Genomic DNA, 18,530 nt, shown 5'->3' with positions numbered 1-18,530 from the left:
CCAATAAAGAGTCAGGCACACGCCATAAGGTGTACGTCAGAGTAAGGCGTATAGATTTAAGACGTATAGGCCACGAATAGTCCCTGTTGCCACGAATAGCCTTGTTTGTCATCTGCCTGTGGCACCACCCAAAACTACGGGGATATAAGTTGTTGTTTTGTATCTGTGATTACTAAATTCTTAATCAACATTAGAAAGTTGCATGACTTCTACGCAAGTATTGCATCGAGCAGGTAAAACAAAATGGGACAGTGTATTCTCCATCTTGCGAATACGCATATTTGTCAAATAACTAGTAGAGCCTTGTTTGTCAGGAAGGCTCTGATGCCGCGTTATAAACGCTGCGGCGGACGGCGGATGTTTGTTTTTGTTGTAAGGAGGTGCTTGCTATAGAAACATACGTAGCCTAGATCTCTACTTGCAAAGCGATTTCATTACTGATGCGCTAAATGCGATAAAGCTATGCAAAAAATGAATTTGCCAGTTAGATTATGCAGCTTTTGATACAAAAGAAGTAAGGAACTGTGTTGATTATTGTATTTAGTTCGGACGTATCTCTTTTGGAAGATACTCAGTCATGAATCAGCTATTGGTTCGACTAGCCCAATGCTGACGTTTGTTATTCTTTTTATCTAAAATCTTTTTGGCACATGACAGTCAATCTGGCTAAAGTCAATCTGGCTAAATCTTTGGGGTCTATTAAGTTAGCTGTGCCTTTGTTGGTTGCGATCGCAACCATATTAATCGGCGCAACATTCTACGAAGCTGAAGTCGGCTCGGCTGTGGTTCAGCAAGAAATCTACAAGAGTCCCTGGTTTGGTGGACTGATGTTTTTGCTGGCGGTCAACCTAGGGACTTCTACGCTCTTACGCTATCCCTGGAAGGGTGCGCGTAAAATTGGATTTGCCATTACCCACTGGGGGTTGGTGGTGATTATCGCGGGTTCGGCAGCGGTGATTCATCTCAGCGTGGAAGGGATGATGCTTGCTCGCACTGACGCAGGCCCGGTGAGTACGCTAAGAGTCGATGGCGATCTAGTCGAAGTGGCCGCTCCTGGTCAACCTTCTGAACAAGCCTCTCTCTTTATTAAAGCGGATGGCACGGTTGTTCCTAGTCAGGTCGGTGGGCTTTCGCTGCTGGGCTATAGCGACAATGCGATTAGTACCGTGCGGTTTGCGACAGGTGGAAAGATCGAAAACCCGGCTGTTCGACTGGTGCTAAAGAGCGATCGCATGGGTCAGTCTTTAGAGCGATGGCTAGCGGCTGCGCCAGCGGCCTACGATACAATCGACATCGGCCCAGCCGAGCTTCAGCTAGTCAAGGCACAAACCGCTGACGAACTGGTCGCTGCGCTGACTCCACCCGCAGAAAGCCCTGTGGCTAAGCAGCATGGGGAAGTCACTATCTCATGGCTAGGTCAGTCGCGCACGATTGACATTGATCAAGATCTGGGCAAATCTCTCGAGCTAAACGCGCAGGGACAGACCTTGAGCGTTCAGACTGTTGGCTTTTGGCCAGATTTTCGATTAGACGGCAACCGTCAGCCAGTGAGTGCCACCGACTCGCTCCGCAACCCTGCCGTTCAGCTCATGGTCACCAACGGTAAATCGAGCGAAAGTTGGTTTGTCTTTGGCAATCCTGGATTTGAGTCCATTCGAAATTCAACAGAAGGAGACCCTATTGCCCCCCTTTTCGATGTTGACTATGAAATTATCACTAACCCTGCGCCAACTGCCTTTTTTCGTTTGATAGTCGACCAAAAAGGTGCCCTTCACTACGCCGCGAAATCTTCTAAAGGATTCAAGTCAGGCGCGATCGCTATCGGCGATTCTGTTGTTCCTGGCTGGGCGGATTTTGAAGTGACGCTGGCCGACTATATTCCTTTTGCCACCGTAGAAAGAGAGATTGTGCCCCTGCCGCAGCGATCTCTAGCGGGTTCGCCAACAGCAGGTGAGCCAGCATTGCTTGTCTCTGTAGGAGAGGCGGGCAAACCCGTCTGGATTCCTTGGGGACGGCCCACGGCGATTGATAGCGAAGCAGGTGACTGGTTTGTTGCCTTTAGTCCAAAGCTCTTGCAGCTACCGTTTAGCCTGAAGCTCAATGACTTTATCGTCGAGCGCAATGAGGGCAGTGAGTCGGTCGCGATGTGGACCAGTGAGGTTTCTTTGATCGGGCCAAACGAATCAGACAGCGATTTGGATAGCTATACAGTCAGCGATCGCAGCGTTTGGATGAATCATCCTACCTGGTTTAGAGGTTGGAAAATTGCTCAAGCCTCTTGGAATCCAGGCGATCTGAGTCAGTCTACTTTGCAGATTAAGAGAGAACCCTGGTGGGTGACTGGGCTGACATGGCTAGGGTCAGCAATGGTCACTGCTGGCGTGGCGACCATGTTCTACGGGCGCGCCGTTGCTAAGAAGCTAACTAAACAGTTTAAAGGGGTTACCGATTTACTCGAAACGCCTGAAGCAGAAGATGCCGCTGCTGCTTCAATGCCGCACTCGATTCCACTATTCAATGCCTTATTAGGGAGATAAAACTACTCATGACTGCTTCTTCCCAGCAAAAGGTGAAAAGCCAAGATCCGCTTGCCCATCAGCTCGACGACAGTCAAAACGAGACTATCTCAATGATAAAGCTGATAAAATTTGCCATTGGTTTGACCCTGGGGCTGCTGCTGATCGCCTTACCGTTTAGCCAATTTCAGCCATCGCCCTTGAATCCATTAGAAACCATAGTGGTGCAGCAAGGCGGGCGCAAGAAACCGCTAGATACAGTGGCGCAAGAAACGGTGGCTAAGATTCATGGCGCTACTGTTTATCGGCACGATGGCATTGTCGAAGATTCGATGACAGCGTTTATGTCTCTATGGTTGAACAATCGCGACTGGAACCAAGCGCCTTTTGTTCTTTTTAGCTATAGGCCATTGAAGGAGAAAGTAGGTCTTGACCCGGATCAAAAGTATTTCTCTTTTCAGACGCTGATGACGAATCAGGCGCTAGGCGATGTTGTTCGTGAGGCGCATAAAAAAGATCTCGAAGGCGCAGATCTCAGTCGAAATGAGCGAGAAGCGATAACGATAGAAGATCGGCTGACGCTGATGCTGGGTTCTGTCGATGACAATGCGATCGCAATTGTCCCTCATCCAACCGACGTGAAGGGCAAGTGGATGGGCATTTCAGAAGAATCGCTGTATTCAGCAGAGGCGATCGCACCGCTACTGTCCAACTTCACTGCGATGAAACAGCGATTCCTCGCACAGCCGGATTCTCTCTCTGGGCTCAGCACCCTAGCCGCTCAGCTAACGTCCGATCTTCGTACCCTCAGTCCAGTGGTGTATCCGGTAGTCGGCGTGATGGACAAAGAAGTCTTTTTCAATCACTTTCATCCCTTTGCTAGCGCTTGGAAGCTGTATGGAATTGCGTTTATCGTCATGTTAGCAACCGTATGGATAAAGCCGGTGGAGCTGTACTGGAGCGCGATTGGACTGTTTGTCGGTGGTGTGATTGTGCAAAGCTACGGGTTTTTGCTGCGGATGCAGATTGCCGATCGTCCGCCAGTGACCAATATGTATGAATCGGTGATCTGGGTCGGGTTTGGCATTGCCGCGATCGCGCTCATTTTCGAGCTAATCTACCGGGCCAAATACTATCTGCTAGCTGCGGCCCCGCTCGCCGTGATCTGCCTGATTCTGGCCGATAGTCTGCCTGCTGTTCTAGATCCGAGCATTTCTCCGCTGGTTCCCGTTTTACGAGACAATTTTTGGCTAAGTATTCACGTGCCTACCATTGCCCTGAGCTATGCTAGCTTTGCTCTGGCACTCGGCATTGGCCACGTTGCGCTCGGTAGCTATCTGTTTACGCCCAGCGCCAAGGCTAGAATTCATCTACTCTCGCAGCTCAACTACCGGGTGCTGCAGGTCGGCGTACTGCTACTGACCGCAGGCATTATCTTGGGCGGTATCTGGGCGCATTTTTCTTGGGGACGTTTCTGGGGATGGGACCCCAAAGAGACTTGGGCGCTGATCGCTTTGCTGTGTTATCTGGTGCCGCTACACGGTCGTTTAGTCGGCTGGATTGGCAACTTTGGCATCAGCGTTGCCAGTGTGGCGGCTTTCAACGCAGTGCTGATGGCTTGGTACGGTGTGAACTTTGTATTGGGAACGGGTCTACACAGCTACGGCTTTGGGACGGGCGGCTCTGAGTGGATGATAGCGAGCGTTATCGGCCTGGATATGTTGTTCGTATTAGCTGCAACTGCGAGATACAAAGGCTGGCTGAATAAGTTGTCAATCAGTGCTGGTGAGACCACTGCCAGCGCTAACTCCTAAAGACAACTAAAAACCCGCCTGAGAATGAATCCCAGTAAGCTTTTGAGCCATTTGCTATTGGTTATTTCAAATTGGCATCTGTTGATATATTGATTAAACGTTGAACCAGACATTAGAAGAGATTAGACTATGAAGCGTAGAGCATTTATGAATTGGGTAGGCGTTGGCTTTATGGCTTCGTCTTTGCCCGTTGCGATCGCAGCCTGCACCCCCGCTGTCGAAGAACCAGAAGCTATAGACGAAGCTGCAGCCGATCCCTGTGCAGCTGATCCCTGTGCTGCTACTGAAGCAGCCGATAGCAGTGTTCGAGAAGACGGTTTTGCCCCGCTTGGTAGTGTCGCAGATCTAGATAGCGCTGGATTTTTATCTGATAAATCCTTCGCGGGTGGCCCAGTGATTGCTATTCGCGATCCAGCCAATGCAGATAGCGTCGTTGCGTTTAATTCAACCTGCACTCACCAAGGTTGCAGCGTTGCTTGGGAAAGTTCAGAATTTGCTTGCCCCTGTCACGGTTCCAAGTTCAGCGCTAGCGGCGAAGCCACCGAAGGGCCAGCTACCGAAGCTTTAGCCACATACGAAGCAAGGATTGAAGACGCTCAGGTGCTAGTGAGAACGGCATAGTTCACGAGTCTCTATCTTCGCTGTGTGCGTGAGTCTAATGACCGTGAACGCTGGATGCACGGTCTGCTAACAGTGAAGTTGTGTGGCGGCAGATCATCCTAGAGCCTAACCAACAACCTCTGTTCCGTCCGCACCGATGTAGTGTTAGCTAGATTACTTCACTGTTAGCCTTCAAGTAAGATTAGAAGATTCAAGGCTGAAAACGGAAGTTTTGGAGAGATCGCACTTGAGCAATGGTTTCAAAGTCGCGATCGTTGTGAATTAAAAGTAAATTATGTTCTAGGGCTACTTGGGCAATACAGCAATCGATTGGGCTGCGAACGGTAAGTCCTTGGCGGCGCAAATCGTAGTAGATGCGTGCAGCCTCTTGCCACGAAGAAGGCGTGAGTTCAACGTAATCCTGTGTTTCAAGGTGACTCTCCCCGCCCTAGAAGGACGAGGCTTCATTAAGCCCTAAACGAATACTGTTGGATATAGGTTTAGTCTTAACGGGCGCGTCACAGCGCCCCTGGTTATCTCACTCAGGTCGAGACCTAAGATTGAGGCCACTTTTCGTAGAATGTTGGCTGCGCCATTGCAATCAGCACTGATTATCCAACCTTGTGCAGTTCGATAGAGCTTGGTGATTGTGCGCTTTCCTGATGGCTGCCAGTCGTCGGGTTTCTCACCGTAAACAGGTAGACTATCGCCATCTAGAAATGAGGCTTTAGAGGTATAGGACTCTTCAGTCTCAACAAAGCGCACTCCAATTTCTTCGAGTACCGCCTTCAATCGATTCTTCAGTTTAGCAGTCGGTAGCTGCACAAAGTTTTGATTGTTGCGCTTGCCAATATTGACGCTGGTTTTTGCCCCCTGATTCCAGCCAAAGACAACCGTGCCAATATCGTTGGCAACGCAGTAGTTAGCAATCCGCCGCGCTGCCTTGTTGATGTAGTCGCGCAGGCGTCGATTGCGCTTCTCCGTCATCAGCGCTAGTTTCTTAGACCAATAGCCTTTGTTGTGCTTCGCTAACTCACGGTTCAGGGTATGGTTCCAACAGTTAGGTTGCTTGCCGTCGATGATGAAGCTATCGCCGCGATTGCTCACGCAGGTTAGCCAGTTCCTTACCCCTGGGTCAATGCCGAGAGCGTTCTTAGGATTCAGCTCATAGCGCTTGACTTCGCGCCGATAGATCCACTCGACGTAGAAGCACCGATTGCGAGGGAAGATACGCACTTCTCTGATTCGCTCGGGATGAATGTTTGTAGGTGCTGGGATGTAGATCTCGCTGATGCCTTCTAAGCGCTTAATCGTCGCGCCTAACGGTAGGCGAATCAGTCCGGTTTCTATCGTCTCGTTTAGGCCCAAATGCTGAGCTGGATACGAGAAGCCTGCCAGCCCGCCTGACTTCCGATAGTGCGGTGGCTTGGGCTGATCGGACAGCTCACCTCTATACCACTTCTGCAACAGTTCGCTATACGACTTGAACGACTCACAGACACCCATCAACGTTTGCTGAGCAGTCTGAGAGAACAACGCTTTGTAGTGTCGATTCTCTTTTAGATGCTTGTCTAGTTCGTAGTAGTTGCTATCGACTCGATTTGCCTGACGGGTAGCTCGCTTAAGCGCATAGATAGCACAGTTGCCTAAACTGTTTGCCTGACGACAAAGGTACTCGATGACCGACTGTTCGAAAGTAGGCAGATACAGTCTATCTTGTTGGCAACCGTAGTTCATGCTTGTCTTTCATTTGGTATACCTTATTGTATCGTATACACAGCTAGAGATTGTAAGCAATGAGACAAGATGGTATACAACCCAGGTCAACGCGCCACTGTCGCTATCAGTCTCGGCATCATTTCTGTTGGATTCCGTTCAAGCGCAGACGGATATTTAGGGATGAAGCCATCATTGCCGCAACCAAACAGTATGTGACCGAAGCGATTGAGAACAACGATATGCAGCTACTTGCTATCGAAGTAGACCGCACGTTAATGGACCATGTTCATGTGTTCGTCAGCCTGCCGCCACGGTTATCGGCTTCGCAGGCTGTGAATGTCATGAAAGGCTATAGCTCACGCAGGCTCAGACAGGAGTTCCCCTGGCTCAAAACACCGCATGAGAAATCCCATCTGTGGGCACGTTCGTACTACTGGGGGACGACTGGCAACGTTTCAGCCCAGGTAGTAAAGCGATACATTGAAGAGTGCCAAGGGTAATAGATTGTTCGCGCTTTGCTCACTTGAGAGAGGTGAACCGCTACATCCCCGCCCTCAAAGAGCGAGGTTTTGCGCCTTCTCTCTCAAACTCTCTACCATTCTATAAGTAGAAAGGAGACCCCATTCTTGCTCGTTTAGGCTACCTTGCAGTAATTCAAGCTGAGTGAAGCGGGTGAGTAGAACTTCTCGGTCAGCAATCAGAGTTTCAATCTGTTGGCGAACTTGACCACTGCGATCGCGAAAGATGCTGATCCAAACAGACGTATCAATCAGCAGCATGACGAGTTTCGCGCAGGGCTTTGTAGTCAAAATCTGGCGCAAACTGAATTTGTCCTGCTAGATCCAAAAGATTTTTCTTTCGACGCGATCTTACCAGCTCTCTTAGCGCTAGATTCAATAACTCCTCCTGGGTAGCAAGCTTTGTAAGCTGAAGCGCTTCACTAAGAAGGGCTTCGTCAAGGTTAAGGATGATTTGCATAGGGTTTACCTGTAAGTGGAAAATCTTTGAGTTCACACTCTCAAATTTTAACCTGTGCCTAAACTTCTCTAGCTTATCCACCATCAGCAAGTTGTAGGTACTTGGTTTTGAACCCTTCTGCAACTTTTTCAGATGGAGGCGGCTCATCATTGTTTTGGACAAAGGACATATCCAATGCAGCGATATATGCTTCACCAAAAGCAGTTGTAAGCCCTGCTGCTGTAGTTGCTGCAATTGTGCCAACAAGCTGAACAACCGATTCTTGAGCGTGAGTGAAAAAGCCAGTCCGGTTGAAGCGGTTGCTATGTGTTTCTTCCATCTAGCCTGGTGGGCCATCTATTGTCGCTATATTTTCTAGATTTTGGTCCCAATTCGCTTTGCTTGCAAAAAATATATGAGCGTTAGGCGTAATGCCGATTTGTTCGTCCAGGCTGCCAGCAGGTACCACCAGCAGCTTTCCGTCATTTTGTATGTTGGGTAGGGCAGAGCCACAATTTGAGCAAAAACTTTTCACATGTTTTGTTGAAGGCAAGTTATATATTGCTATCTTGCTTTGACCTGATATCCATTTCAGCTCTGCTGTAGTCGAGAACAAGTTGGATGCATGAGCGGAGCCAGTGTCTTTTCGGCAGTATTCACAATGGCATAAGAAGAAGCTTTCAAAATTGCCTACTATTTCATATCGCACTGTCCCACAAAGACATGAACCTTTTTTCTGGGTGCTCATTACGAAGCCTTCAAAACCTCATGTGTTGTTCGGTAGTTGTGTAAACACATAACTATTGCCAGTTACTGGACGCATGCAATCTTGATATCCCACAATATCTCGACTTCGTTCCGGTGCGGCGGGATTGTTACCAATCCTCCGATAAATTCAGATCTACATACATAAAAGATTGCGGTGGTCGATTCACATTAAATAATTTCATTAACGTTGTTGGTTCGGAGTACTCTCGCACAGCACTCACCTTGATCGCATGGGCAATACTTTTGCCCTTGAAGTACTCATCAAAATATTTCCTGCTAATTCCCGAAGCACTTTTTGTAATGCTCCAAAGTGAGTTGGGATCTTCAGTAATTACTTCTTCTATGTCGAACTCGCCAAGCACTAAACCAATAGGTCTGGAGGCATAAACGTACACTTTCTTAACAGTTTTGTCCTTGAAAATAACACGTCTAAACTCAAATTGTTTCTCTCCTGAAAATATCGCGTTAGCAAACTTGGGTTTAATCGATAATAATACGTCCATTTGCTTCTGAGCCCTCTAAAATCCTGTTAAATTGTTCATCACTAATCTGTTCAAAACCACGAGGAGCAGATTTAGTCGATTGAATTACCCCCGAATCTATAAGGGCTTTTAAGTTCATTCGCTTTGGGAACGAATATACATAAAGGAAGTTTACTACAAAAGGACGATTATTAGTACTCCAGTTCCAGTGCTGAAGCAATTCGTCATCAGAAAATACACTTCTCCTACGACACAGCTCCACAAATTGCCTGTCAGAGCTGATGTTGGTAACAATACTTTGCACCACCCCGACAGTTGTTGTCACTGAAGTGTAGTATGCAGAACCACCAGAAGCTGTTCGATAAAAAACTATAATATCTCCAGCCTTCAAGTCTCTTTCAAACGAGCGAGAAATATAGACCTTGCTGATCGCATTCCTATTTGGTTTATTCTCGATGAAGTCATTTGGAGACTCAGTTCTCAGAATGGAGTCTGGAAACAACTCTGTGTGATACTTAGGATATATGGGCACAAGGAATTTACGAGAATCCGAACTCAAATATGGATAACTTTCACATGGATTAGATTTACTAACCTTGGGTCTAAAGTCGCGAACTAACACAACTTCTTCACCATTACCTGTTTGCTTTACTCCGTGCTTTTTAAAGCCCCAGTCGTGTAGCAGTCCTATCAATCTACGTTGTTCCAACGTTCTATTAAATAAAGTCACATAAATTTCATCGACTGAAAAAAGAAGCGCATTGTCGAACGCTATTTTAAGAAATCTTTCTCCCAACTTATAACCATTAGAAATCACTTTGAAGGTTCCAACCTTCAATCTCTTTGCAGGAGAGAAAGGCGGAAGAATATCTGAGTAACATTCTTCTCTTTTTTCTGTTTTTACATATAGAAATGCTACTACTTCGCTACTTTCTGACATGCAGACATAAGCGATTTCATCAGATTTCTTGTTGAACCAAGCATCGAACTTTTCATAATCTTCTCTAAATGAATCAAAAAAAGTATCTCTCAAGTTCAAATTCCCAAAAAGCTCTTTTTTGACAGAAAGAACTTTATAGTCAGCTAGCTCGGGATTTTCTGCTGTAACTTTCTCAAGAAAACCGTCAATGGTAAAAATCCGTTCTATTATCCCTAGCTCTAAAGCTTTCCTATGGATTTTTCTATCTTCAGTGATAAGTAAATCTACACGGTCACAGAAAATCTCATTCAAAATATCTGTATCGGTAGAGTCGTTATTGTTTCGATCATATTTGACTCGAATAGCACTAATACTGTTATTCTCTGGCGCAAGGGTTTTCAATTGATGGTAATTGGTTATTTTCGCATCAAACGCCGAAACAACAGACTTGTCTCTATGTCTATGTATTTCTTCAATTGTTTTTGGATGTATACACTTCTGATAACTTAGTTGATCAAGCCACCTAAACAAGATACCTATTTCTTGACGAGGTGGCTTGTTGGCTTCACGATAAATAATTATGTTTGTATCTAATAAAACTCGCATATGTCATTCCGATCTATAGGTATGAATCTATCTTTTTGATTAGTTTTTCTATATCTTCCGCAGCGTTAATTATACTGATTGGAATTTTTAGGGATTGACTTACAAGTTCTGCCCTCGTGATTTCCCTCGATTGCAATTCTGAAATTAATTCAATGCTGTGCGTACGACTATCTCTACTCGATAGTCTCTCAGCAATTGCTTCAGGGTTATCTATTAGTAGAACGATTGCACATAGAGATATTGCTTTAAATGTTTCTAGTGGAACATCCTGGATGTTTGATGTAGAATTCAGGAGGCAAAAATGACCGTCTAATAATATTGTTCGGCAGCTTGTTTGGTAGCGTGCTAGCTCCTCAGCAAGTATTAACTGATTTTTTTCTACATTCGATACAGTTTTATCAATTTGATGTTTGACGTGTCGTCCTATGAGCTCACTAGCGGTTACATGCGCCGCATCAAAACGGCAAATTATATTTTTACAGAAGTAAGTTTTTCCAACGCCATGCACTCCTCCTACAAAAACCGTCCTAGTTACCATTGTGTACCTCTCTGAATTGATTTGAAACAGCCAAGTGTCATGAATTCACTTCTAAGGAATTGTACTTCTCCTTCGGCAGATGTACGTATGTTTGCCTTCCACACCCTGTCTAACCTAGATTGCTAACGGTAGAGTGCAGCGGCAGCAGACAAACTTGAAACCGTACCAGTGGCTTTCGCTTGCCCGCTGCCACGCGGGGCTAGCTGTGGCTCGTCAGTAGACACCTGCCAGCTCCAGTGGCATACAATAGTGAGCACAGCAAGGAGTCTAGCCATCCAGAATCAATGGGTCGAATAGGTAGATCGCAAATAGAGGGGTATTGCGATCACAGCAAGTCTCGTACTAGCGATTCATCAATCTCAATTTCTGCTACAGGCCGACCCATTATTCACTCGCTTGTTCATTATTGATTCAAGCTATCGAAGAAATGATTCATCTGCCAAACTCTGACAACAGCTTCTAGATTTAGCGGGCCGTACAGATGCGGAAATACCCCGTGATCTATCACCTGATCGTATTGAAGCGACGCCTTCAACAGATTAGGATCGATTTCTAAAATCACCAGATCAAAGCGTCCTTGATAAAATCGCTCTACCGTACCCAGAACCTGTTGCTTTTCTGAAAGATGGATAAAGCCCTCCGTCTCCAATGAGCCAGGGGCATAAGTCCCTTTTTCTTTGGCAGTAGCCCAGTTTGTTGACTCAACAATATGGAAAAGCATGGGTTTCTATAGGTTTTACTCAGATGCCTGTACCAGTACCTGAGCGCTGCCGCCGCCTCTGCGCGTAGGTTCAGCCGCTGCCAATATCGTACCGTCCGGCAGCAGCACAATTCCGGTAGCGGCTCCAATTTCTTCGGTAGATGTGAGCTGATAGCCATTGCTTAACAGCGCTTGGCCTGCTTCTGTCTCTGCAAAGTTTTGGTCGACTAGGGTAATGCCCTGATTGCGTTGAGACAGTCTAGGCGCTGCGATCGCATCTGCCAAACTCATCCGAAAATCAACCAGGTTTACCGTAATCCCCACGACTGTTGTGATGATAGTAGATCCTCCTGGCGAACCAAATGCAATGATTTCTCCTTCTGACGAAAAGAGAATCGTCGGAGCCATACTGCTGCGTGGTCGCTTTCCAGGTTCTGACACATTTGGATGTGGATTCTCTATGTCGAAATCAGTCAGCTCATTGTTCAAAATAAAGCCATAGCCGGGTACAACAATTCCAGATCCGCCCGTCGACTCGATCGTCAGCGTGTATGAAACTACCATGCCATCTTTATCTACAGCGGTAAGATGCGTGGTAGAAATGCCTTCTGTATCCTTTGTTTCTACCGATATGGGTGGCGTATCTAGGCTTGGACTTGGGTCTTGTTGATAGCTCAAAGGATTGCCTGCGGTTGCTCGGTAGCTGGCTTCGTCTTCCGGTACGGTCAGTGGTAATGCTTGACGTCTTGCTTCTGCATAATCAATAGACAACAATCCATCGACAGGGACGTCTACATATTCTGGATCGCCAATATAGGCATTGCGATCGGCAAAGGCAAGGCGTTCTGATTCGATCAATCGGCCTAGCGCTTCGGCCCGGTCCATCGTCAACAGGTCGTAGTCAGACAGCAAGTTCAGCGTCTGCGCGACGGTAATGCCACCGCTGCTAGGTGGCCCCATGCCATAGAGCGTGTAGTCTCGATACTCTGTTTGTACCGCTGGCCGCACCCGAACTTCGTAGCGGTCTAGATCGTTGACAGTCAGACGACCCGGCCAGACTGGGAAAGGCGGATCTGCTACGACTGGCGGGTTTTGTACGGTCTGCGCGATCGCCTCGCCAATTTCACCTCGATAAAAAGCATTGACTCCCTGCTCTGCCAACAACTTGTATGTCTTGGCCAGATCGGAGTTCACAAAACGGCTACCTACTGCGGGCGGCTGACCGTTTGGCAAATAGAGCGATCGCGTTGTCTCAAAGGCGGAAAAGCGCGCTTGATTGGCCGCAATTTGGTCAGCGAAGGTTTCATCGACTACAAAGCCCGATTCTGCCAGGGCGATCGCCGGTTGCAACAGATCGGCCAAAGCCATCGTGCCATACCGCTGTGCCGCCGTTGCCCAGTTCAGCGGTGTTCCAGGTACGCCCACAGAGAGGCCGTTGCTGATTCGGTTGGGAAAGAAAGGCAAGGATTCTCCAGTGGCGCTATCTGGATCGCGAAATAGATCGGGCGTCGCTGAGGCAGGGGCTTCTTCTCGGCCATCCAAACTCACCACACTCTGAGCCTCTGGCCGATAGATCAGCATAAAGCCGCCGCCGCCGACCCCAGCCGAAAAAGGCTCTGTCACTCCCAGCGCCGCCGCCGTTGCGATCGCTGCGTCCACCGCATTCCCGCCTGAGCGCAGCACGTCAATGCCTACCTGTGTCGCCGCTGCATCCACGCTGGCCACCGCGCCGCCAGACCCGCTTGCTACTGGCGCAGCCTTAGATCCGCTCTGAGACTGCGCCAAGCTAAACCAGCTCAGACTCAAAGATACGCAAACGCACAGTCCTAACCCGAATAGTAGTAATCGACGAAGCATATAAGCTCTCCACTTAGGATATTGACGCTAAAGACGACCCGCTAAGCTCTTATATTAGTTCTCCGTAGGCGATGATGCAGATTATGCAAAAGGGTAATAATGGATGGCTGAGGATATCGAATAGGACAGTATTGGATAGAAGCTGTTGCTAGACCTGCTTAGATATCTGTCCGTAAAACATACGAGTGACGTATTTGAACTGGACGCGATCGCCCACACTATACTCTCGAAATATCTCCTTTAGCTGAGCGACTATCTCTTCATGACCCCGCTGGCCGACTTCAGGGACATAAGAAGACGACAGCATTCTGCCTTTCAATCCTTCATAGTCAAAAGTTTGGCTGTAGCTCACGCTTTTTTCATAAATTTGAGATGGACTGAAAAAGTCCGACAAAACAGCCTTGTCAATTCGTTTGTGATTGACCTGTTTATAGTCAGGCGAATACTGGTTGAGTAGCTGCTCATAGGCCGCGAGAAAGGGCGTAGAGTCAGTCTCGCGATCGTTCCAGATCAGCATCATCCAGCCTGAGGGCTTAAGGATTCGAGCGAACTCGCGCCTGGCCTGCGAGCGATCAAACCAGTGAAATGCCTGCCCTGCCACTACAAAATCAACACTTCTGTTCGGCAGTGTCGTAGCTTCCGCCCTCCCGTCAACACTCACAAATCCCGATTGGCCACCGAGAGACTTCTCTGCCGCCGTCCGCATCTCCAAGTTGGGCTCAATCGCAAATACCGGATTGCCATTGGCCAAAAACAACTCACTCAAAAACCCGGTGCCAGAACCCACATCAGCGATGACCGATGCCGCCGTTAAACCACAGTCTTGTTGCAAGGTACTCAGCACCTGCGTTGGATACCGAGGTCGGTAGCTAATGTAGTTTTCTACGCGACTAGAAAAGCGTTGGGTCGAATCGAGCATTGGTCGTTGATCCTTTGTATGAACTAAGAGACGCCGCTGCCAGCCCCTTCTAATAAATGTTCTTGCCTATTCTTGTAGACTTTTGTTCTGTTAGGAAGAAATCGTAATGTCTAATCAGTATTCAGTGGTGATCACCACAGTCAGTAGCGACGACGATGCAACAAACCTTGCTGAAGTGCTTTTAAGCAAGCAGCTTGCCGCCTGCGTTCAAGTAGTTCCGATCAAAAGCCACTATACCTGGAAAGGAAGTCTAAACGTTGATAGTGAGCAGCTTTTGATGATCAAGGCCAAACACAGTGACTTTTCGGCTATTCAACAGTGCATTGTCGAAAACCATAGCTATGAAGTGCCAGAGATTATTGAAGTTCCTATCACTGCTGGCTTCCCAGCATATTTGAGCTGGATAGATGAAGTGACGAAATGATGTTGAACGACCTCACCTCCCAACGGCTGCTTTAAACCGGTTCATTCCATAGGATGTCATTCAGAACGTTGTAGCTGTTTGACAAAGCTGCAGTGCCCTTTTGGAGAACTTCAGCGTAGTTGTCAATTTCTCTCTTATTGCCCTCAAGCGGTTGGTGTGTGGCTATTCGCGTCCAAGCGTTTACACGTGGCTTTTCGGGTCTGTAACAGAAGAATTTGATAAGATGAAGGGATGACTTTTCACAGTGTCCTTCGCTATTTGAAAGCTAATTCAAGACTGGCTAACTCAATACTGGGTGCGATCGCCCAAAAGCTCTCCAGTTCGATCGCCATTTTCAAAAACATGCCCCGACTGTTCCGGCTGGTATGGTCTGCAACGCCTCTCGCTCTTTTGATCAGTGTGGCGCTGACCTTAACCAGTTCGCTACTGCCTGCCGCGCAGATAGCCATCAGTGCGCGCATCGTAGATCAAGTCGTGATCTTAGTTAGAGCAGGTGCAGCAACAGAAGTGATGGTGCAAGCGCTCTTGCCGCTAGTCGGCGCTGGATTTGGCCTATTGGTATTGCAGGCCATTTTGCAGCAGCTCGATGGCTATACGACTCAGGTGATGAGCGATCGCTTTTTGCTCTATGCCAACACCAAGATGCTAGAGCAGGCTACCCGCCTCGATCTTGCCCATTACGAATCCTCCGAATTCCACGATATTCTCAACCGCGCCCAGCAGAGCGGCAGCAGCTACCCAATGCGGGTTCTGCGCCTATCGCTAACGCTGTTGGGTCAGGTGACTAGACTGGTCGGATTGCTGGCATTGCTTTTGCGGTTCAATCCCTTAGTTTTTGTGCTCTTACTGCTCAGCGCCCTGCCGACTTTTTGGGTCAGCGTTCGCTTCTCCGAGCGCCGATTCTGGATGACCCGGCGGCAAACGCCTAGCCGTAGACTAGCCGACTACTTCGGCGCGGTGTTGACCGAACCCAAATTTGTCAAAGAGGTCAGACTGTTCAACTTGGGCGATCACCTAGTCGAGCAGTATCACAGCATTCGCGATCAGTTTAATCGTGAGTCGCAGACCATCGCCCGGCGGCAGTCTTTTGCCCAAGTCAGTATCGAAATGGTGGCCGCGATCGCCTTCTACAGCGCCTACGCCCTAGTCCTTTGGGAAGCCATTCGCGGCCTAGTCACCATCGGCGATCTCACGCTTTATGCAGGCACCTTTCAGCAGGCCCAAGCCGCTACCCAAGGCATCCTCACTACCACTGCCACCCTCTACGAATTCAACCTTTATGTGTCGCAGTATTTTGAATTCATCGATTTGGCACCCCAAATCATCAGCCCTCGCAGACCCAAAGATTTCCCTACGCCAATCAGAGAAGGTCTTGTCCTACAAAACGTTTACTTCACCTATCCTGGCAGTAAACAGCCTACCCTAAAGAACATTACGCTGACCGTCGCCCCGACCGAATGTATTGCCCTAGTGGGTCTCAACGGATCGGGGAAGACAACTTTGCTCAAGCTTTTGACTCGACTGTATGACATCGATCGAGGGCTGATCACTTTGGACGATATTCCCCTGAGTGCCTTCAAACTCAGCGACTTGCGTCGTAATATTGGCGTTCTTTTTCAAGACTTTGCTCGCTATGCATTGTCCGCCCAAGACAATATCGGCTTTGGCGATCTGCCCAATAAAGAAGATTCACACAGGGTCTTTCAGGCGGCGACTGAGGCCGGTGCCGACCCGGTGATCACTGAATTGAACCAGGGCTACGATACCGTGCTGGGCAAAATGTTTGATGGCGGTGTGGATCTTTCGGGCGGTCAGTGGCAAAAGATTGGCCTAGCGCGGGCGTTTATGTCCCAAGCGCAGGTGCTGATCCTAGATGAGCCGACAGCGGCTGTCGATGCGATCGCCGAACACGATCTTTTTGAGCGCTTTCGCCAGCTCACCAAAGGCAAAATGACCTTTTTAGTCAGCCATCGCTTTTCTACCGTTCGCATGGCCGATCGCATTATCGTATTAGAGAAAGGCGAGATTATTGAAGTGGGTACCCACGAACAGCTCATGCAAAAGCGAGGGCGCTATGAAGAGATGTTTCGCTTGCAGGCTGAAAGCTATACCGCTGCTTAAGTGCGATCGCTCTTTATTTCGGCAAACCCTACCCAAAAAGGAACGGTTTCTCGATAGGATGACAAAAGCAACCTTACTTTATGAGAGCGCATGGATATCCGATTTAAGCTTTGGCTAGGCGTATTTGGTTCACTAGTGACGCTTTGGCTAGCCGTCAATTTCCTAGTGTGAGTTTCGCTTGCTATCTCTCTAATCACGCCAACTAGAACATCGGGCGTTTACAAGCAACCACCCATTTTCCCAAGGACGCAGACCCTGCGTCCTTTCTTGTTTAAATTGGGACGATAGCGTAACTTCGACAGGCTCATTCGGCATCGATACCTGTCCACATCTCTGATAAAGGCAATGTTTTTCCAGATAGTGCTTCTTTCATACCTTGTTGAATGCCCGTAAGAACTATCTCATCTGGCGTATCATCCTCATCATCAGCCTCAGACATCAAGATAATGACCCTGACTCTCTGAGGCTGAGCTATCTCTAACGCACTATCTAGCGTCAATTGGCCTTGCTGGTTGATAGTTGCTGTCGTCTCTATAGCCTTCATCGAATAGCCCGCTGACTCAAGTCGGTAACTTTATTCTAATGTGCTCAGCGCTAGTAACCTGTAGCTGCTACGTTTCATGCTCTTCCTATAGTCAGTGCATATTCAGTGCATTATTTACGCGGTGGCAAATAGCTCAGCCCAGTCGATCTGCGCCGGGCGATCGCCTTTACTAATGATCTCAACGGCCTTATTCTTCGCCGCCTCTACTTCCAAGCAGGCCACGCAAGCCGCCGCCACATCGATCCGGCTAGTCTGACCGTTTAGCGTGTCGCCCGTCTCCATGACAACGCCTAGCTTGCTATCCGTACTGGCCTGCACCAGCGAATTGAAATCTCTAGATGTGTAGGGACCGTCCGTTAGCTGGCCGGGGCGAATAATCGTGTAGGGCAAGCCCGAGCGCAAGATCGCCGTTTCGCCTTTGCCTTTAGCATCGAGCACGCCATAAGCGTTCAAAACGCTGTACGGAAACTGGTCTTTTCTAGCTACACCGCAAGAAGAGACAAAAACGAACCGCTGCAGGTCTTGAGGGGCCGCCTGCACTAGATTGCTCACGCCGATCGCGTCCACCGCTTCAGGCGTATTGCGAGCCTGAGCATTGCGAAAGTCTTCGTCTAGATAAACCCTGGCCCAGTTAGTGATTTGCTCTAATGGGTTACTGCCAAAATCCGTCTGAAAATCCCACCGAGCAGAGGGCAGAGCCGTCGTCCCAGTCGCACAGATCAAATGGGTAATTCCGGCGGTTGCAGCGGGTAGGGTGGCGGGCTGTCGAATATCGCCAATTGCAATCTCAACCTTTCCAGCAAACATATTCTCGGCTTTGGCGGCGGTGCGAGTGAGTACCCGCACTCGATAGCCTGCTGCAATTAGCCTGGCGACGCTGAGCTGGCCTACTCCGCCTGTCGCACCCGCCACCAGCACTAGGTCGCCGTTACTAGAGCCGCTTTGTGAATCACTCTGCAAGTCGCTCTGTGAATCACTGTTTGAACTGTTGAGTTGAACCGATGAAGTATTTTCGTTCATCAAAAGATACTTGTTCCTTCTGTGCC

General features: G+C 48.4%; 20 protein-coding genes and 1 pseudogene. 6 read left to right on the top strand and 15 right to left on the bottom strand.

Translation table 11 applies throughout. The features are described from left to right. Positions 1–650: 650 nt before the first annotated feature. The 3 genes from IQ256_RS02790 (at position 651) to IQ256_RS02780 (ending at position 4,951) form a co-directional block, all read left to right on the top strand. Positions 651–2,537 (top strand): cytochrome c biogenesis protein ResB, encoded by a 1,887-nt coding sequence (locus IQ256_RS02790; protein ID WP_193854035.1) that lies wholly within the window; start codon positions 651–653, stop codon positions 2,535–2,537. An 8-nt stretch (positions 2,538–2,545) separates the two neighbouring features. After that, positions 2,546–4,330 (top strand): cytochrome c biogenesis protein, encoded by a 1,785-nt coding sequence (locus tag IQ256_RS02785; RefSeq protein ID WP_228024513.1) that lies wholly within the window; start codon positions 2,546–2,548, stop codon positions 4,328–4,330. Between the two features lie 129 nt (positions 4,331–4,459). Further along, the gene (locus IQ256_RS02780) at positions 4,460–4,951 is read left to right on the top strand and encodes a ubiquinol-cytochrome c reductase iron-sulfur subunit (protein WP_193854034.1); all 492 of its coding nucleotides are present in this window, start codon (positions 4,460–4,462) and stop codon (positions 4,949–4,951) included. A gap of 190 nt (positions 4,952–5,141) precedes the next feature. Here IQ256_RS02780 and IQ256_RS02775 read toward each other — a convergent pair. Beyond that, positions 5,142–5,336, bottom strand: a pseudogene (locus tag IQ256_RS02775) (PIN domain-containing protein); the annotation flags it as partial. Between the two features lie 68 nt (positions 5,337–5,404). Further along, the gene (locus tag IQ256_RS02770) at positions 5,405–6,667 is read right to left on the bottom strand and encodes an RNA-guided endonuclease TnpB family protein (protein WP_193854033.1); all 1,263 of its coding nucleotides are present in this window, start codon (positions 6,665–6,667) and stop codon (positions 5,405–5,407) included. A 59-nt stretch (positions 6,668–6,726) separates the two neighbouring features. On the opposite strand from IQ256_RS02770, the gene tnpA reads away from it, so the two are divergent. After that, positions 6,727–7,149 (top strand): IS200/IS605 family transposase, encoded by a 423-nt coding sequence (gene tnpA / locus IQ256_RS02765; protein WP_193854031.1) that lies wholly within the window; start codon positions 6,727–6,729, stop codon positions 7,147–7,149. A 54-nt stretch (positions 7,150–7,203) separates the two neighbouring features. On the opposite strand, the gene IQ256_RS02760 is transcribed toward tnpA, so the two are convergent. The 11 genes from IQ256_RS02760 to IQ256_RS02715 all read right to left on the bottom strand — a co-directional run bounded on the left by IQ256_RS02760 (position 7,204) and on the right by IQ256_RS02715 (position 14,395). Further along, on the bottom strand, positions 7,204–7,428 hold the full coding sequence (locus IQ256_RS02760; RefSeq protein ID WP_193854029.1) for a hypothetical protein: 225 nt from the start codon (positions 7,426–7,428) through the stop codon (positions 7,204–7,206). Continuing rightward, the gene (locus IQ256_RS02755) at positions 7,415–7,627 is read right to left on the bottom strand and encodes a type II toxin-antitoxin system VapB family antitoxin (RefSeq protein ID WP_193854027.1); all 213 of its coding nucleotides are present in this window, start codon (positions 7,625–7,627) and stop codon (positions 7,415–7,417) included. The genes IQ256_RS02760 and IQ256_RS02755 overlap by 14 nt, the downstream gene beginning before the upstream one ends. Positions 7,628–7,700: 73 nt before the next feature. Beyond that, positions 7,701–7,946, bottom strand: a complete 246-nt coding sequence (locus IQ256_RS02750; protein ID WP_193854025.1) for a hypothetical protein — start codon at positions 7,944–7,946, stop codon at positions 7,701–7,703. Beyond that, positions 7,947–8,354 (bottom strand): GFA family protein, encoded by a 408-nt coding sequence (locus IQ256_RS02745; RefSeq protein WP_193854023.1) that lies wholly within the window; start codon positions 8,352–8,354, stop codon positions 7,947–7,949. A gap of 127 nt (positions 8,355–8,481) precedes the next feature. Next, positions 8,482–8,877 carry a hypothetical protein gene (locus tag IQ256_RS02740; protein ID WP_193854021.1) on the bottom strand — a complete coding sequence of 132 codons (396 nt, stop codon included), beginning with the start codon at positions 8,875–8,877 and terminating at the stop codon, positions 8,482–8,484. Further along, positions 8,855–10,381, bottom strand: a complete 1,527-nt coding sequence (locus IQ256_RS02735) for a PIN domain-containing protein (RefSeq protein WP_193854019.1) — start codon at positions 10,379–10,381, stop codon at positions 8,855–8,857. Before IQ256_RS02735 ends, IQ256_RS02740 begins: the two co-directional genes overlap by 23 nt. Before the next feature lie 13 nt (positions 10,382–10,394). Further along, positions 10,395–10,919 carry an ATP-binding protein gene (locus IQ256_RS02730; RefSeq protein ID WP_193854017.1) on the bottom strand — a complete coding sequence of 175 codons (525 nt, stop codon included), beginning with the start codon at positions 10,917–10,919 and terminating at the stop codon, positions 10,395–10,397. Positions 10,920–11,041: 122 nt separating this feature from the next. After that, entirely contained in the window at positions 11,042–11,194 is a 153-nt protein-coding gene (locus tag IQ256_RS29385) for a hypothetical protein (RefSeq protein ID WP_228024511.1), read from the bottom strand. 128 nt (positions 11,195–11,322) lie between these two features. Beyond that, positions 11,323–11,640: a DUF952 domain-containing protein gene (locus IQ256_RS02725; RefSeq protein ID WP_193854016.1), complete on the bottom strand. Its 318-nt coding sequence runs from the start codon at positions 11,638–11,640 to the stop codon at positions 11,323–11,325. Between the two features lie 15 nt (positions 11,641–11,655). Continuing rightward, positions 11,656–13,476 (bottom strand): gamma-glutamyltransferase, encoded by a 1,821-nt coding sequence (gene ggt / locus IQ256_RS02720; protein WP_193854015.1) that lies wholly within the window; start codon positions 13,474–13,476, stop codon positions 11,656–11,658. A gap of 148 nt (positions 13,477–13,624) precedes the next feature. Further along, positions 13,625–14,395: a class I SAM-dependent methyltransferase gene (locus IQ256_RS02715; protein WP_193854014.1), complete on the bottom strand. Its 771-nt coding sequence runs from the start codon at positions 14,393–14,395 to the stop codon at positions 13,625–13,627. Between the two features lie 106 nt (positions 14,396–14,501). On the opposite strand from IQ256_RS02715, the gene cutA reads away from it, so the two are divergent. Beyond that, positions 14,502–14,819 carry a divalent-cation tolerance protein CutA gene (cutA, locus tag IQ256_RS02710; RefSeq protein ID WP_193854013.1) on the top strand — a complete coding sequence of 106 codons (318 nt, stop codon included), beginning with the start codon at positions 14,502–14,504 and terminating at the stop codon, positions 14,817–14,819. A 231-nt stretch (positions 14,820–15,050) separates the two neighbouring features. Next, the gene (locus tag IQ256_RS02705) at positions 15,051–16,940 is read left to right on the top strand and encodes an ABC transporter ATP-binding protein (RefSeq protein ID WP_193854012.1); all 1,890 of its coding nucleotides are present in this window, start codon (positions 15,051–15,053) and stop codon (positions 16,938–16,940) included. 304 nt (positions 16,941–17,244) lie between these two features. Here IQ256_RS02705 and IQ256_RS02700 read toward each other — a convergent pair whose 3' ends face one another. Next, on the bottom strand, positions 17,245–17,484 hold the full coding sequence (locus tag IQ256_RS02700) for a hypothetical protein (RefSeq protein ID WP_193854011.1): 240 nt from the start codon (positions 17,482–17,484) through the stop codon (positions 17,245–17,247). 114 nt (positions 17,485–17,598) lie between these two features. Beyond that, the gene (locus IQ256_RS02695; RefSeq protein ID WP_228024510.1) at positions 17,599–18,504 is read right to left on the bottom strand and encodes an SDR family oxidoreductase; all 906 of its coding nucleotides are present in this window, start codon (positions 18,502–18,504) and stop codon (positions 17,599–17,601) included. Positions 18,505–18,530 lie beyond the last annotated feature (26 nt).

Origin of the sequence: cf. Phormidesmis sp. LEGE 11477 (assembly GCF_015207105.1) — a bacterium.
GTDB lineage: Bacteria > Cyanobacteriota > Cyanobacteriia > Phormidesmidales > Phormidesmidaceae > Phormidesmis.
Note: the sequence above shows the minus strand (reverse complement) of the source record. Positions and strands in the feature narration are given on the sequence as shown.

What these genes read in the sequence shown, in the direction of transcription:
- IQ256_RS02790 (WP_193854035.1), top strand. Translation starts at nt 651, where the DNA reads ATGACAGTCAATCTGGCTAAAGTCAATCTGGCTAAATCTTTGGGGTCT.
- IQ256_RS02785 (WP_228024513.1), top strand. Translation starts at nt 2,546, where the DNA reads ATGACTGCTTCTTCCCAGCAAAAGGTGAAAAGCCAAGATCCGCTTGCC.
- IQ256_RS02780 (WP_193854034.1), top strand. Translation starts at nt 4,460, where the DNA reads ATGAAGCGTAGAGCATTTATGAATTGGGTAGGCGTTGGCTTTATGGCT.
- IQ256_RS02770 (WP_193854033.1), bottom strand. Translation starts at nt 6,667, where the DNA reads ATGAACTACGGTTGCCAACAAGATAGACTGTATCTGCCTACTTTCGAA.
- tnpA (WP_193854031.1), top strand. Translation starts at nt 6,727, where the DNA reads ATGAGACAAGATGGTATACAACCCAGGTCAACGCGCCACTGTCGCTAT.
- IQ256_RS02760 (WP_193854029.1), bottom strand. Translation starts at nt 7,428, where the DNA reads ATGCTGCTGATTGATACGTCTGTTTGGATCAGCATCTTTCGCGATCGC.
- IQ256_RS02755 (WP_193854027.1), bottom strand. Translation starts at nt 7,627, where the DNA reads ATGCAAATCATCCTTAACCTTGACGAAGCCCTTCTTAGTGAAGCGCTT.
- IQ256_RS02750 (WP_193854025.1), bottom strand. Translation starts at nt 7,946, where the DNA reads ATGGAAGAAACACATAGCAACCGCTTCAACCGGACTGGCTTTTTCACT.
- IQ256_RS02745 (WP_193854023.1), bottom strand. Translation starts at nt 8,354, where the DNA reads ATGAGCACCCAGAAAAAAGGTTCATGTCTTTGTGGGACAGTGCGATAT.
- IQ256_RS02740 (WP_193854021.1), bottom strand. Translation starts at nt 8,877, where the DNA reads ATGGACGTATTATTATCGATTAAACCCAAGTTTGCTAACGCGATATTT.
- IQ256_RS02735 (WP_193854019.1), bottom strand. Translation starts at nt 10,381, where the DNA reads ATGCGAGTTTTATTAGATACAAACATAATTATTTATCGTGAAGCCAAC.
- IQ256_RS02730 (WP_193854017.1), bottom strand. Translation starts at nt 10,919, where the DNA reads ATGGTAACTAGGACGGTTTTTGTAGGAGGAGTGCATGGCGTTGGAAAA.
- IQ256_RS29385 (WP_228024511.1), bottom strand. Translation starts at nt 11,194, where the DNA reads ATGGCTAGACTCCTTGCTGTGCTCACTATTGTATGCCACTGGAGCTGG.
- IQ256_RS02725 (WP_193854016.1), bottom strand. Translation starts at nt 11,640, where the DNA reads ATGCTTTTCCATATTGTTGAGTCAACAAACTGGGCTACTGCCAAAGAA.
- ggt (WP_193854015.1), bottom strand. Translation starts at nt 13,476, where the DNA reads ATGCTTCGTCGATTACTACTATTCGGGTTAGGACTGTGCGTTTGCGTA.
- IQ256_RS02715 (WP_193854014.1), bottom strand. Translation starts at nt 14,395, where the DNA reads ATGCTCGATTCGACCCAACGCTTTTCTAGTCGCGTAGAAAACTACATT.
- cutA (WP_193854013.1), top strand. Translation starts at nt 14,502, where the DNA reads ATGTCTAATCAGTATTCAGTGGTGATCACCACAGTCAGTAGCGACGAC.
- IQ256_RS02705 (WP_193854012.1), top strand. Translation starts at nt 15,051, where the DNA reads ATGACTTTTCACAGTGTCCTTCGCTATTTGAAAGCTAATTCAAGACTG.
- IQ256_RS02700 (WP_193854011.1), bottom strand. Translation starts at nt 17,484, where the DNA reads ATGAAGGCTATAGAGACGACAGCAACTATCAACCAGCAAGGCCAATTG.
- IQ256_RS02695 (WP_228024510.1), bottom strand. Translation starts at nt 18,504, where the DNA reads ATGAACGAAAATACTTCATCGGTTCAACTCAACAGTTCAAACAGTGAT.